Here is a 13,501-nt window from a genome sequence, read left to right as displayed (position 1 = left end):
AAAAATCAACAAAAAAAATGATGGAAACGAAATATTCTAAAAACAACAAAGTGAAAAAAAGTTTATCAGCTACATTGATACTTATGACAATTGTTATAAAATCTCAAGTAGCAATCGGGAAAACCAGCGTTACAAATAATTCTGTATCACTGGAGTTCTCCGATTCTGAAAAGAAAGGAATCGTAATGCCTTACGTAGAAAACAAAGACGGCGTAACCGAGAACGGAACCATCATCTTTGATACAATCGATTACAAATTGAAATATTTGAAAGGCGGAAACTGGTTTGACTTAACGATAGATAACTCCGGGAAAACAGGACCGGATATCCAGCAATCCAAAACCGAGCTTACGGATGCCAAGGTAATAATTGGTACAACTACGGATACAGCCAACGGCATCCTGGTTCTTTCTGATAACAACAAGGCTATGATACTCCCCAAAGTTGTAAGTCCGCACCTTAATATTATTGATCCTGCACCAGGAATGATGGTTTATGATTCAGAAAAAAAACAATTGGCTGTCTATAACGGAACAGTCTGGACGTTTTGGAAACCCTAATTGCATAAAATATAAATATTAACCTCTTAAAAATCAAAATGTTATGGACTCTGATATGCTTGATAAAATATTAGAAGAGAAAATGATTGGCAAATCACAGCACGAAACTCAAAGATTTCTTGGCAGACGAGCCGATTTTAAAAAAAGTGATGAGAGAATCTACATACTAGAAACATACTTTTTTGGAATGTTCTCAAAAAAACTTCACTTATACTTTCACAAGGGACTATTGAGAGATTATTACATCGGAATATTTTAATATAATTTTTTAAACATACGGAAATGGAAAAGCAATACCAACACCTTAAAGGAATGGAAAAATGTAAAATCAAAGAAAGGCTGGGGCAAGAGTTCAACTATTATGCTTATGATATATGGACATATCTTCTGAAAACAACTTGGTACGGAAGAAAAACATTTTTAAATATAATCTTCAAAAATGATGTGGTTATTGATATCCGTATCAAAAATGAATTTAGGTTTAATGGATTGTAAAGTTTTCAATTAAATAATTTAAATATATCTAAGGATAAATCCAAAAGACTTTACTTAAAAACGGCAAAATAGAATAAAAAATAATTTACAAAAGATAATTTTATGAAACAATGCTTATTGTGTTATAAAAAATTCTAAAAAGTTTATTAAAATAATATAAACCAGATAATTACCATATATTTTTAACCAAATAAATTCCGGAATTCCTCTCACGAAACAAACTACTTTGGTTGGTAGTATAATATTCAATCTACATATTTGCATCACTAAATAAAAAAATTATTATGACAAAACACGATGTAAATGGAAAAGTGGTTTTAATTGCCGGAGGTGGTAAAAACCTTGGTGGATTATTAAGTAGAGACTTTGCAGCAAAAGGAGCAAAATTGGCTATCCACTACAATAGCGAAAGTTCAAGAGCGGAAAGTGAGAAAACTTTGGCAGATGTACAGGCATTGGGTGCTGAGGCTTTTTTATTCCAGGGAGATTTGACAAATGTTGAAAATATCTCCAGATTTTTTGATGAGACAAAATCAAAATTCGGTGGTATCGACATTGCAATCAACACAGTAGGTATGGTATTGAAAAAACCATTCACAGAAACTACAGAAGCAGAGTATGATATTATGTCTGATGTTAATTCAAAAGTAGCTTATTTCTTCCTTCAGGAAGCTGGTAAAAAAGTAAATGACGGAGGTAAAATCTGTACGATCGTAACTTCACTTTTGGCTGCTTACACAGGATTATATTCTACCTATGCAGGTATGAAAGCACCGGTAGAGCATTTCACAAGAGCTGCTTCAAAAGAATTTGGAGGAAGAGGTATTTCTGTAACAGCAGTAGCGCCTGGTCCTATGGATACGCCTTTCTTCTATGGGCAGGAAGCTGATGATGCAGTTGCTTATCACAAGTCTGCAGCGGCACTGGGCGGCTTGACAGATATCAAAGACATTGCTCCATTAGTAGAGTTTTTGGTGACAGATGGTTGGTGGATTACCGGACAAACAATTTTTGCAAACGGAGGTTATACTACGAGATAGTCTTTTAGTCAATCTTATTTTTAATTTGTAAATGCTGAATTGGATAGCTCCTTTCAGCATTTATACTTTTTTCAATATGAATAATTAATAAAAAAATACAATGAGATGATAGTAAAAATTATTAATTCAATACTGATACTTGTTACATTGTTTATGGGTTTCAAACAAGGTTACGCTATGTTTTCGGGCAAGCCGGAAATGATGGAAATGTTCGGAAAATGGGGCTTTTCAAAAACTGCACTGATGATTAATGGAGCCGTAACAATGATTTCTGCACTTTTAATTCTTCATCCGAAAACATTTTTATGGGGAAATTTTCTTATGGCTGCTGGTATTCTGATGATTATATGTTTCCATCTTTTAGATAGAGATTTAAAAGGCGTTCTTGTTGAAATGCCGTTTTTGCTGCTCAATCTTGTAATTATATATCTTCAGTATCCCTTAAAAACTAGTGTATGAAGAATTTTCCAATAATCATGCTGCCGCTTTTTCTCTCATTGGCAGCTTGCGGTCAACAGCAAAATACATCTACAGAAAAACAAGAAAAAACAGAAAAACAATCTAAAAAAGAACAAATAATGGACTTATCAATAATAACAAACACAACAGTGAAACAAGCAATGGAAGCATTGCAAAATGGCGACAAAAGCTGGTATTTTTATTTTACAGAAAATCCTGTGATGACAGATGACGGGAATAAAGTTGACTTCAAAAACTTTTTTGCAAAAGCACTCGGAAATGAAAAATTTCTTACAATAGATAAGGTAGAAAACGACGGAAAAGATATTTACGGAAATTTTAAAGCGGGACAATGGGGAACATTCAGGGTCTTTTTTAAATTCCATCAGAATGGTGAAGGGAAATTTGACCGTTTAGATATTGGACAGGCGAATTAAATAATCACGTTAGTTATTGTTCTTAATTAGTTTGAATTGATCTTTAGACCATTCAAACATTATTGATTGCCCAGAAATAAACAAAACCACATACACAAATGGGAATTAATTTTAAAGACATCCATATTGGCTCATTTATCCAAAAAAGCGTTGAGGAAAATAATATAGAAACTGCGCGGATCTGTAATTTTCTGGCTTGTTCGGAAGAGGATATTGCCTTGATGTACAAGTCCAAAAGCTTGGATTCTGAGTTGCTCCTACGCTGGTGCAAATTACTGGAATATGATTTTTTCAGAATCTATTCCCAGCATCTCATACTTTTTGCGCCTGTGTCTGCTGCTGCTGATAAAAAGAAAATCAATACTTCAGCCTTGCCTAGATTTCGTAAAAATATTTATACGAAGGAAGTCATAGACTTTATATTGGAACAAATTGACAGCAAAGAAAAAACCAAAGCTCAGATCATAGAAGAATACAGAATACCAAAAACAACGCTGTACAAATGGATAGAAAAATACAATTAGGACCTGATTATAAAAGGATATATACAGATATCATCAATAAAAAAAATCCTGAAAAGAGCGAAGAATGCAGAAATCTTCTTGTAAAAAAGGAATTATCTGTCATGGATATACTGGAGCTTAATAAAAAGATTTTTGGGGAAGAAGATAAAACAAAAAAAACCAACAATCATAGATTCCGCTCATATCAGCAATCTGACATCCTACAAATCTTAGATTATCAAAGAAAAAACAACCTGAACAATATCCAGCTTGCCAATCATTTCAAGACCAGCAGAAATACGATTGCGAAATGGAGAAAAATCATGTAACTATTTTCTGAAAGCCAAAAATAAAATAGGGAGACCTACAAAGCGTCCCCCTACTTATTCTTAAACTATATATAATAGTGAATGGTGTTTTTTTATTATCAATAATACTGCCAAAGATTATTACTTGTAAATTTTGATTAACATATAATTTTAAAAGAACAAATCAGATTTAATTTTAAAGAAATATCCTTGTGTAGAATTTTATATTTTTTTCTTTTTTCCTGTTCAACTGTTAAAGTTTGCTTTTTTAGTAGCAAAGAAGAAGTGTTTAGCTTTTTTGGCAACGATTTTGTTAGGTAGATAGATACCTATCAATAATCACAAAACATTTTCAAATATGGAAGCCACAGAACTTAGACTCAACAATTTGGTCATCTATGAAGATGAGATCGTACCTGTAATCGGGATGGAAAACAAAAACAATGGTCTTTTTGTAAAGATCGATCCTTATACGGCGGTAGATCAAAGAAAGCTAAAACCGATTGCCCTTACAGCAGAATGGTTTTCGAAATTGGGATTCAAGGAAGTGTATCGTTCTTCCACGAGAGTGAGATTCGATCTTCCGAATTTTTGCAGATATGATTTTGATCTTAGTTCAAATAAAATTCTTGAAGGATTTTTGTTCTTTGGAAATTATATCAAATGCACCCATCTTCATCAATTACAGAATATCTATTACACGCTTACGGGCGAGGAATTGAAAGTTGAACACAATCTTACACGAAAAGAGATTGTAGCTTAAAAAATAAAAGACCTGATTTGCAAAAACGAATCAGGTTTTTTTATGTCTGAAATTAAACGAAGGAAAAATCTAAGTTCTCGTTTCTAACTTCTCACATCTTTCCTTACTTTTGTCTAAAATTATTCAGAATTGAAAACCCATTTCATTGCTATTGGCGGTTCTGCGATGCACAATCTTGCTATTGCGCTCAAAGATAAAGGCTATCAGGTCACAGGTTCAGACGATGCTATTTTCGAACCTTCAAAATCCCGTTTGGAAAAAAAAGGAATTCTTCCCGAGGAGTTGGGCTGGTTTCCGGAAAAACTGACTTCGGATATTGATGCTGTAATTCTCGGAATGCACGCGCATGCCGACAATCTTGAACTTGCAAAAGCAAAAAAACTAGGTCTGAAGATTTATTCTTATCCGGAATTTCTTTACGAACAATCCAAAGAGAAAACCAGAGTTGTCATCGGTGGTTCTCACGGGAAAACTACGATTACATCGATGATTCTTCACGTTCTCAATTTCCATCATAAAGATATTGATTATATGGTCGGCGCCCAGTTGGAAGGCTTCGATTGTATGGTGAAAATTACGGAGGATAATGATTTTATGATTCTTGAAGGCGATGAATATTTGTCTTCTCCAATTGATTTGCGTTCTAAATTTTTATTATATCAACCCAATATCGCATTGGTTTCCGGAATTGCATGGGACCATATTAATGTTTTCAAAACCTTTGACGATTATATTGACCAATTCAGAAAATTTGTTGCGAGCATTACGCCTGGTGGTGTTTTGGTTTATAATGAAGAAGATGAAGAGGTGGTAAAAGTGGTGGAGTCAGCTGAAAATTATTTCAGAAAAATCCCTTACAAAACGCCAGCTTACACAATAGAAAACGGCATCGTCAATCTGAAAACCGATATGGGCGATATTCCATTATCCGTTTTTGGAAAACACAATTTGCTGAATATGGAAGGCGCAAGATTCATCTGTTCGCAATTGGGCATTATGGAAGAGGAATTCTATGAAGCGATTATGAGTTTCAAAGGTGCTTCGAAACGTCTTGAAATTGTCAAAAGAGCCGATGGCGGATTGCTTTACAAAGATTTCGCGCACGCACCAAGCAAAGTGAAAGCGACAGTTGCCGCATTTGCAGAACAATTCTCAAAAACTGAAACTTTTGGATTTTTAGAATTGCATACTTATTCAAGTCTGAATCCAGTTTTCCTTGAGCAATACGACCATGCGATGGACGGATTGGACAACGCTGTCGTTTTCTATTCAGAAGACGCTTTGAAAATCAAAAGAATGGACCCGATTTCTCCGGATTTGATTAAGGAAAAATTCAAGAATGAAAATCTGAAAGTCTTTACCAATGCAGAAGACCTTCACGCTTATTGGAAAACTCTGGACAAATCCAAAGGTGCTTTTGTGATGATGAGTTCCGGTAATTTTGGAGGACTGGATTTGACGAAATAAAATTTTATTAATATAAATTATTAACCTTCTGGATTAATTTTCGGAAGGTTTTTTAATCTCACACTGAGCGGAGTCGAAGTTTTTATCAATAATTTCAAAATCCCATTATCAATCAATCCTTCATTTCGAAATAAAATTTTCCCATATTTATCAAGTAAAATCCAACTCGGATAAACTGGTTTTTTATTCGATGAAAGCTCAACTGCCAACTCGTGAATCCCGGAATTTCCGTTTGGAATGTAATTGTAATTATCTCCAAAAAATTTAATTGATTTTTTATGTTTTTCAGGATTGAAAATGATAAAATAAACTTTTTCGTTCATCAAATTTTTCAACTCCGAATCTTTCTCCATCTTATGTTTCTGAATTTTACAAATCGAACACCAATCGGTTTTCATATAAATTAAAATCGGTTTTTCTAATTTACCGGGAAGATTTCCAAAGCTGTAATTCTTCAATTCCTGAGAACAGAAAATCCCGAATGTCATTAATAATATGAAACTTAATACTTTCATTAAATCTTAATCTAACCTATAATTTCTAAAATCTAACTTCTATCTAATCTGATAGCGAATGCCCAAAAACGTCCGAATTCCCTGCATCGGCGCATAACCATAAGTCGTATCAAACGTGTAACCATAAGGATTATTCGCAACATCATCCACTTGATTATCAAAAGGGTCAAACGGACGCAGAATTGGATTTTTCGGAGTAAAGTTTAACAAGTTTTTAGTTCCTCCATAAACTTCAAAACCATTATCAAATTTCTTTGTTAACTGTATATTCATCAATGTAAACCAAGGCGAATATTCCGGACGAAAATCATGGGGAACAACAGGCAAGCGCATCGGTCCGTAAAATTGTCCCGTCAAATCCACAGATAATTTGTTTTTAAATTGATAACTCAAACTGTAAGTTCCACTCCAGTTTGGTGCGTGCAATTGTTGATTCTTCTCGCCTTCATTATCCTGATAAACATCCATATAAGTTATTCCAAACATCAGCTGAATCGGCAAAGTCCAGTTCGTACTGATGTCTGCAGAAATTCCTCGTGAAATGGCGTGTCCTGAAAGATTGTTATAAATAATTTTATCAGGCTCAGAATCAAAATCTCCCACAATTTTATTATTGAAATAAGAGTAAAATCCATTCAAATCTACATTAATGAAATAATTGCTCACAGGAATTTTCATCAGATAACTCAGATTCGTATTCAAAGATTTTTCCGGCTTCAAATCATCTGCGATAACTACTTCCCGTGAACCTGTCAACGCTGCGTGATCTTCCGTGAAAAGATTCACAACGCGAAAACCTGTTCCAAAACTTAACCTCAGAGTATTGTAAGGATTTGGCTCAAATTTCCAGGCGACTCTCGGCGAATGCACAGATTTGTGAATCTTGTGATAATCATATCTGTAACCTATAAGCAAAGTGTTTTTATCATTAATTTCCCATTCGTCTTCGAGATATAAACCATAAATTGGCGATTTCATTGGTTGATTTTCTTCTAATGAATTGGCAGTTCCTGGCGTGTTGTCATCATAAAAAGTTGATTTTAAAGTAGCGCCACTTTTCAATAGATGTTTCCCAAATTGCTTTTCCCAATTAAGTTGCAGAAACAAAACTTTCTGAGTCGCCATATAAGCGGTATTTCCGTAATACGAATCCTGATGATGGTAATTGTAAGAATATTGAAGCAGAAATTTCTCTTTCAAAGGAATCTGATAAATCCCGAAAAACTCAAAACGGTTGGTATAAATGCTTTCGCCATAAACATCATCCGAACCGCGATTTCGCTTTTGCCATTGCATTTCGCCACCAAATCTGTCTTCGTAAAAGTATCTTAAAGCAAAACTCGCCTGTCGGTTTTCCCTTCTTTTAAAATTCCATTTGTTGAAAACAGAGATTCTGTTTTGCAAAGGCGTGTCTGTGAAATTGTCTTTATTGTGGTCAATCCTGTTCCCGAAATAGAAATAATTAAGACTCAGCAAACTGGAAAAATTCTTCTTATCAAACACTTTTTTCGAAATATCAAGATTGATTTCACCTTGGTTTCCCGTCATCAAATCAGTTGCAAAATCAGGCGCCTGTAACGCATTTTTTGTAATGATATTAATAATTCCGCCCATCGCTTCCGAGCCATAAATAGATGACGCCGGACCTTTCGTAACCTCGATTCTGTCAATCAAACTATTCGGAATGCCGCTAAGTCCGTAAACTGTGGAAAGCGAACTGACGATGGGCATTCCATCAATCAAAATCATCGTATAAGCACCTTCCAAACCGTTTATGTGAATGTCGCCGGTATTACAAACCGCACAATTCAGCTGAGGTTTCACACCGTTTACCATCGCAATTGCTTCAAAAATATTGGGCGTTGGATTTTTTCTAAAGAATTGTTGCGAATAAACATCTGTCGAAATTGCACCTTTCAATTTTTTCACAGAAAACTGAGTGATGGTGACTTCATCAATGCTTTTAGAATTGTTGATTGTGTCAGATTTAGAAACATTAGCAGAATCTTTTTGCGCATTGATAAAAACCGATAAAAATAAAAGTAAAGCAAAAATTAATTTCATAAAACAAAAATGTTAGACAAAGCTAACAATTTTATTAGAAATAAAAAATTTAGTTTTAAATTTAAAATTTGATACAAAAAAACTCATCAGAATTTGATGAGTTTTTAAATATTGTTTTTTTAGTCTAAATTCTAATCTTTAGAATCTAACTTCTAATTCAATTAACTTCTTCTATCTAGGAAAATTCTCAAAATATACCAGAACAAAAGCATTATAGATGAAAATAATTGCAAAGAAGCACCGACGTATTGATTTTTTGTATAAACATTTTTGATGTTGTAAGTTTCATACAAAATACTTGCACACGCCAAAGCAACCATTATCAAAGAGAAACCAAGTCCAAGATTCCACCCGAAAATTGAACCGGCCACAATAACTCCTAAAGATGCAAATCCACCAATCAAAATCACATTTCTAAGGAAGGAAAAATCTTTGTTAGTAAGAAAAACCGCTGCTGTTAAACCTGCGAACAGAGATGCAGTTACGATTCCGGTTTGTGTAATGACTTCCGGAGCATAAGTAGAGGCAATTCCCAACATTGGCAGAAAAATGACAGCTTGAATCAAAACATACAATCCTAAACCAAAATATTGTGTGGTTTTGGACAATGCAAACGATAATTTTGTAGATAACATAGAAGCCAGCCAAAATACACCGATAATCATCAGCCAGGTATATTTCCCCGAAACCATAGAAAGAATAACTTCTAAAGGAATGGTTTTCAATAAGAAATATTCCACTATTCCGAACGCCAAAATCGCCACTCCGACGTGCATATACGTTTTTCTGTAAAATTCTGCTCTTTCGATTTCCGAAATTTCAGAAACCATTAATGAATCATTCATTTGTAAAAATTTTAATAATCTCAAAGATAGGAAAAGATACAAGAATCAAGAAAAGTTAATGCTGTATTTTTTATTTTGGCAGCTTTATCCGCCTTCCGTTCCCAATCTTTTTTGCCTAGCTTTTCCAGCCACAAAAAAGGATTTCCACTCAAGTCGGGCTGCAGCTTCGCAAAGTTGAAGGTTTGTTTATTAATCCAACTTTTATCATTCAATTTCAAATCTGCAAAATTTGCCTCATCTGCGAGAAACTAAAAATCTTAGCTGAGCGAAGCGCCTTTTGTGAACCTTAAAATATTTTCAATAATTTCAAAAAAATCTTTGCGCGCTTTGCGTTCAAAATAAGTTGCACACTAATTATCAAAAAAATATTACATTTGAGAAAAGCCAAATCCAACAAAATGAGATACGTACAGTTAGGTAAGATTCCACCAAAAAGACACACGGTTTTCAAATCCGAAGACGACAAATTCTATTACGAGCAACTCTTTGGAACAGAGGGTTTTCACGGCATTGCGTCGTTGTTGTATCACACTCATCGCCCGACTCAAATCAAATCCATTGGCGAAGCAAAAGACGTGACACCGAAAATCGCAGTCGAGAAAAACGTCACGCCAAGAATGATAAAAGGCGCAAAAGTAACCGCCGAAGATGACTTTTTGGAAAGCCGAAAGGTTTTGATGCTAAACAACGATTTGAAAATGGGTCTGGCAAAACCAAGAAAATCCCCGGACTATTTTTATAAAAACGCAGAATGCGACGAGTTACTTTTCGTACACGCAGGAAAAGGAATTCTCAAAACAATGCTCGGAAATATTGAGTTTTCGGTCGGTGATTATCTCATCATTCCGCGAGGAACAATTTATCAATTGGAATTGGAATCCGAAGAAAACGTTTTCCTGTTCATAGAAGCACATTCACCGATTTATACACCAAAACGTTACAGAAATGAGTTCGGGCAATTGCTGGAACATTCGCCGTTTTGCGAACGAGATATTGTTCCGCCAACTTTCGTAGAACCGAAAAATGAGAAAGGCGATTTTCTCATCAAAGTAAAAAAAGAAAATCAGATTACAGATTTCATTTATGCAACGCATCCGTTTGATGTTGTCGGTTGGGACGGTTATTTTTATCCTTACAAATTCAATATCAAGAACTTCGAACCGATTACGGGAAGAATTCATCAACCGCCTCCGGTTCATCAGAATTTTGAAGCGCATAATTTTGTGGTTTGTTCTTTTGTGGCAAGAATGTATGATTATCATCCGCAAGCCATTCCTGCGCCGTACAACCATTCGAATATCGATTCAGATGAGGTTTTGTTTTATACGGAAGGTGATTTTATGAGCAGAAACCACGTGGATTTGATGGATTTTTCCCTTCATCCGGGTGGCGTTGTTCACGGTCCACATCCTGGCGCAATGGAACGCAGCATCGGAAAAAAATCTACCGACGAATATGCTGTTATGGTTGACCCATTCCGGCCTTTCAAACTAACGGAAGAAGCGATAAAAGTAGAAGACCCGAGTTATAAGACGAGTTGGTTGGAAAATTAAGTTACAAATGCAAAAAGCTAACATAGATGTTAGCTTTTATCTCATCCAGCCTTCAACTATATAATTTTTCTCAATTAATTTTTGCTCAGATTTATTGTCTGGTTTAAAGTAAACTGAAATTTTTGAGCCATAAAATTTTCCCCAATCTCCTTCAAAGATTGTGAATTCTTTGTGAAATAATTGCAGGCTGTCATTTTGAGTAATTTCAATCATACTTTTTTCTTTTATTCGTTCTTCAGACAATGGAATATTCTGAGTAATTTCAAAAGCTTTTAAATATAATTTTCCCTTTACTTTTGGGTTAAACAAAAAATAATATTCATAAATACCTGGCTGAGAACCATTTTTAATTTCAAAAGTATTTTCTTTTTGAATAGTTGATGTATCGATTTCATCCTTAGGTTTTTCAAATTTTATATTCTTGGGGATTTCCAAATCGTCAGCAAAAAAGTCGGTAGAATAAAACATCAAAAAACTCATTAGATAAAACATTGAAATTCCTAAAATCCCAATTTGTAATATGCTATAATACCATTTGGATTTGATAAGAATATATACCGAAGAAATTAATATGATAATGATTGGAAAGTATATCAACCAATCAAATATTTCTACAATGAATTTGCTGGAATAAAGTAATCCAGTCAAGTAGATTCCATATATGACCAAATATAGGATAATTGGTTTCCACCAAGTTTTTAGAAAATTGGAAATCATATTAATTTCCCGCAATAGGACTTCCAAAAATTCCAACCGCCATTTCTGCCCAAATTAAAATTAATAAAGCAAGAATACCCAAAACCAAAATCAATCTGGATTTGAAGGTTTTTACTTTTTTCAATACGAGATCTACTGCAAAAGCGGTTGCAAAAAGCAGTGCGCCCATAATCAGAAAGTCAGAAGCTGTCCAATTAACTTCTGTTGTGAATTGCATTGCAATCAGCGGAATTGATAAAACAATTGCTGCTGCGGAATAAATACTGAGGTTTGATTTTGTGTGATCATCATTTTAAATTTTAATTGTATGAATATAAAGAACTTTGAATTACAAAGTAAATAAATATTTTTTGAACTGTCAAATTATTTTTTCGCATTTTTAGATTTTAAGTAAAAGATGACTTTTTACCAAACTGACAACGCTCATTTTTTTCTGTACCTTTAAGAGATAAATTTGTTTAAAATATAAAGCTATGATCGAGTATGTAAACGCAGAGGAAGCAATGTCAATTATAAAAAGCGGCGACAGGATTTTCGGACACGGAAGTGCCTGCACGCCCAATCTTCTGTATGATGAATTAGCAAAACAATCTTCTCGTCTGAAAGATGTAGAAATGGTTTCCATCACTCAACAAGGAAATGTTGAGATTGCAAAACCACAGTACAAAGAAAGTTTTTACATCAATTCTTTGTTTACTTCAACACCTGTTCGTGAAGCTGTAAATTCAGAAAACGGCGATTACGTTCCTATTTTTTTGAGCGAAATTCCCATTCTCTTTAAAAATGGAATCTTGCCAATTGATGTTGCATTAATAACAGTTTCACCTCCGGACAATCACGGTTATTGCACGCTTGGAACTTCGGTTGATGTTGCGAGAAGTGCGATTGATACAGCTAAAACCATCATCGCTATTGTGAATCCAAAAATGCCGAGAACGCACGGAGACGGAATGATTCATGTCAACAGAATCGAGAAATTGGTCTGGAGCGAGGAAGAACTCTTGACCATTGATTATGGTTCCAAAGTTGGTGCGGAAGAAATGCTGATCGGAAAGCACGTTGCGGAATTAATTGATGATAAAGCGACTTTGCAGATGGGAATCGGAACCATTCCGGATGCAGTTTTGAAATGTCTAGGAAACCACAAAGACCTCGGTGTTCACACAGAAATGCTGAGCGATGGCGTTATCGATTTGATTAAAAATGATGTCATTACTAATAAATACAAAGGAACGCATGCCAACAGAACGATTACAAGTTTCTGCTTCGGAACCAGAAGATTGTACGATTTTGTAGATGATAATCCGGCGGTTGCTTTTATGGATGTTCAACATGTGAATTTTCCGATCAACATTATGAAAAACAAGAAAATGCACGCTATCAATTCTGCAATTGAGATTGATTTGACAGGTCAGGTTTGCGCAGATTCTATCGGGACTTATCAGTTTAGCGGGATAGGCGGACAGATGGATTTTATGCGTGGCGCAGCTTTAAGTGAAGGCGGAAAACCAATTATGGCTTTGTCTTCCAGAACCAAAAAAGGCGTTCCCAGAATTGTTCCTTTCCTGAAACAAGGTGCTGGCGTTGTGACAACTAGAGGTCATATTCATTACGTTGTGACGGAATTTGGAACCGCCTATCTTTATGGCAAGAATCTTCGTCAAAGAGCTCAGGCATTGATAGAGATTTCTCATCCTGATGACAGAGAAATGTTGGATAGAGCAGCGTTTGAAAGATTCAAATAAAAAATTAATAAAATTTTAAGATTCTTTATA

The 13,501-nt window shown here is 34.8% G+C and carries 17 protein-coding genes; 12 read left to right on the top strand and 5 right to left on the bottom strand.

All coding sequences use genetic code 11. The annotated features are described in order from the left end of the window. Nucleotides 1-17: 17 nt before the first annotated feature. From OPU68_RS12240 to OPU68_RS12195, 10 genes are all read left to right on the top strand, one after another. The gene (locus OPU68_RS12240; RefSeq protein WP_498474273.1) at nt 18-560 is read left to right on the top strand and encodes a phage tail-like protein; all 543 of its coding nucleotides are present in this window, start codon (nt 18-20) and stop codon (nt 558-560) included. Nucleotides 561-603: 43 nt separating this feature from the next. Continuing rightward, nucleotides 604-819, top strand: coding sequence for a hypothetical protein (locus OPU68_RS12235; protein ID WP_498474272.1), 216 nt, complete (start codon nt 604-606; stop codon nt 817-819). Between the two features lie 23 nt (nt 820-842). Beyond that, nucleotides 843-1,055, top strand: a complete 213-nt coding sequence (locus OPU68_RS12230; RefSeq protein ID WP_498474271.1) for a hypothetical protein — start codon at nt 843-845, stop codon at nt 1,053-1,055. A gap of 284 nt (nt 1,056-1,339) precedes the next feature. Beyond that, nucleotides 1,340-2,095 carry an SDR family oxidoreductase gene (locus tag OPU68_RS12225; protein WP_498474270.1) on the top strand — a complete coding sequence of 252 codons (756 nt, stop codon included), beginning with the start codon at nt 1,340-1,342 and terminating at the stop codon, nt 2,093-2,095. Nucleotides 2,096-2,200: 105 nt separating this feature from the next. After that, on the top strand, nt 2,201-2,554 hold the full coding sequence (locus tag OPU68_RS12220; RefSeq protein ID WP_498474269.1) for a DoxX family protein: 354 nt from the start codon (nt 2,201-2,203) through the stop codon (nt 2,552-2,554). Beyond that, nucleotides 2,551-2,991: a hypothetical protein gene (locus tag OPU68_RS12215; RefSeq protein ID WP_498474268.1), complete on the top strand. Its 441-nt coding sequence runs from the start codon at nt 2,551-2,553 to the stop codon at nt 2,989-2,991. The genes OPU68_RS12220 and OPU68_RS12215 overlap by 4 nt, the downstream gene beginning before the upstream one ends. 104 nt (nt 2,992-3,095) lie before the next feature. Beyond that, nucleotides 3,096-3,515 carry a transposase gene (locus OPU68_RS12210; protein ID WP_498474411.1) on the top strand — a complete coding sequence of 140 codons (420 nt, stop codon included), beginning with the start codon at nt 3,096-3,098 and terminating at the stop codon, nt 3,513-3,515. Next, nucleotides 3,494-3,823 carry a helix-turn-helix domain-containing protein gene (locus tag OPU68_RS12205; RefSeq protein ID WP_498474267.1) on the top strand — a complete coding sequence of 110 codons (330 nt, stop codon included), beginning with the start codon at nt 3,494-3,496 and terminating at the stop codon, nt 3,821-3,823. The genes OPU68_RS12210 and OPU68_RS12205 overlap by 22 nt, the downstream gene beginning before the upstream one ends. A 337-nt stretch (nt 3,824-4,160) precedes the next feature. Then, complete coding sequence (locus OPU68_RS12200) at nt 4,161-4,565, top strand: hypothetical protein (protein ID WP_498474266.1); 405 nt, start codon at nt 4,161-4,163, stop codon at nt 4,563-4,565. A gap of 129 nt (nt 4,566-4,694) precedes the next feature. Continuing rightward, entirely contained in the window at nt 4,695-6,032 is a 1,338-nt protein-coding gene (locus OPU68_RS12195; protein WP_498474265.1) for a UDP-N-acetylmuramate--L-alanine ligase, read from the top strand. A 20-nt stretch (nt 6,033-6,052) separates the two neighbouring features. On the opposite strand, the gene OPU68_RS12190 is transcribed toward OPU68_RS12195, so the two are convergent. The 3 genes from OPU68_RS12190 to OPU68_RS12180 all read right to left on the bottom strand — a co-directional run bounded on the left by OPU68_RS12190 (nt 6,053) and on the right by OPU68_RS12180 (nt 9,456). Continuing rightward, the gene (locus OPU68_RS12190; RefSeq protein ID WP_498474264.1) at nt 6,053-6,547 is read right to left on the bottom strand and encodes a thioredoxin family protein; all 495 of its coding nucleotides are present in this window, start codon (nt 6,545-6,547) and stop codon (nt 6,053-6,055) included. A gap of 39 nt (nt 6,548-6,586) precedes the next feature. After that, nucleotides 6,587-8,611, bottom strand: a complete 2,025-nt coding sequence (locus tag OPU68_RS12185; RefSeq protein WP_498474263.1) for a TonB-dependent receptor plug domain-containing protein — start codon at nt 8,609-8,611, stop codon at nt 6,587-6,589. A gap of 161 nt (nt 8,612-8,772) precedes the next feature. Then, nucleotides 8,773-9,456 (bottom strand): Bax inhibitor-1/YccA family protein, encoded by a 684-nt coding sequence (locus OPU68_RS12180; protein ID WP_498474262.1) that lies wholly within the window; start codon nt 9,454-9,456, stop codon nt 8,773-8,775. 398 nt (nt 9,457-9,854) lie between these two features. On the opposite strand from OPU68_RS12180, the gene OPU68_RS12175 reads away from it, so the two are divergent. Then, complete coding sequence (locus OPU68_RS12175; RefSeq protein WP_498474261.1) at nt 9,855-11,009, top strand: homogentisate 1,2-dioxygenase; 1,155 nt, start codon at nt 9,855-9,857, stop codon at nt 11,007-11,009. Between the two features lie 36 nt (nt 11,010-11,045). Here OPU68_RS12175 and OPU68_RS12170 read toward each other — a convergent pair whose 3' ends face one another. Together OPU68_RS12170 and OPU68_RS12165 are read right to left on the bottom strand one after the other, a co-directional pair. Continuing rightward, the gene (locus tag OPU68_RS12170; RefSeq protein WP_498474260.1) at nt 11,046-11,480 is read right to left on the bottom strand and encodes a hypothetical protein; all 435 of its coding nucleotides are present in this window, start codon (nt 11,478-11,480) and stop codon (nt 11,046-11,048) included. Between the two features lie 247 nt (nt 11,481-11,727). After that, nucleotides 11,728-11,943: a hypothetical protein gene (locus OPU68_RS12165; protein WP_498474259.1), complete on the bottom strand. Its 216-nt coding sequence runs from the start codon at nt 11,941-11,943 to the stop codon at nt 11,728-11,730. Nucleotides 11,944-12,199: 256 nt separating this feature from the next. Here OPU68_RS12165 and OPU68_RS12160 point away from each other — a divergent pair, with 256 nt between their 5' ends. Beyond that, nucleotides 12,200-13,471, top strand: a complete 1,272-nt coding sequence (locus OPU68_RS12160; RefSeq protein ID WP_498474258.1) for an acetyl-CoA hydrolase/transferase family protein — start codon at nt 12,200-12,202, stop codon at nt 13,469-13,471. Nucleotides 13,472-13,501: the final 30 nt, after the last annotated feature.

The organism is Chryseobacterium sp. TB1-D10 (genome assembly GCF_059803555.1).
This window is presented reverse-complemented; position numbering and strand designations above follow the sequence as displayed.